Source organism: Vibrio sp. 2033 (assembly GCF_033339735.1).
This window is the reverse complement of sequence record NZ_JAWOVC010000279.1, coordinates 1-759: the sequence shown is the minus strand read 5'-3', so window position 1 is coordinate 759 and position 759 is coordinate 1. Positions and strand designations below refer to the sequence as shown.

General features: G+C 42.3%; 1 pseudogene. It reads right to left on the bottom strand.

Annotated features, from left to right (window positions below):
• Positions 1-624: pseudogene (locus R7P74_RS26075) on the bottom strand (cadherin repeat domain-containing protein); the annotation flags it as partial.
• Positions 625-759: the final 135 nt, after the last annotated feature.

Genomic DNA, 759 nt, shown 5'->3' with positions numbered 1-759 from the left:
TATCGCATACAATGTCACGGTTGCACGAACTTGCTTAGGTAGATATAAGTCGTTACCTGAATCGGAAATCAGTACAGAAGCCTGCCCCGCAGAACCAAGTGAATAAACAACGCCGTTATCATCAACTTGAATGAGGTTCTGCCCGCTTTCGACTTGATAACTCAGTTTACCTTTCTGCCCGCGCACGATCAGAGCTTTCCCGTCAGGATCGAGTGCTACTAGGCTTAAATCACTGGCAGAAAGATCATTGTTAAAACCTCGTTCAACCGTGACCGAAAACGTCGTTTCAGAAGATTCGTACACAGAACTGGTATCTGTTGCACGAATTATCGCGGTGCCTGGACGCAGGATTTGAAATACTCCCGAATCATTCACTCTCACCACATTCGGCGGATTTGAATCAATGACTTGGTAAGATACTGAGCCGCGAACGTTGCTCAATAGTGTCTGAGTGATGGTTCCCACACCCTCAAACTGCAACGAGGCATCTTCAACAATCAGCTGTGGACGACTCTGCTTCGTGATAGAAGTTGGAGAGCTTGTATTGCTCGGCTTGGAGTCACCTCCTCCACCGCAACCAGCAAGTAAAGCAGCAAGAAAAATCAAATAATAATTTCTGTTCATTTTTAGTAATAATTTGTTACATCTCAAGGAGCGAGATAATAATACGATGTTTTATTAATCGCTATCCCTATTGTTGATGACTTTATTACTTAAGTATTTACTACTATATTAAGGGTAAAAATAAATTCTGATAAA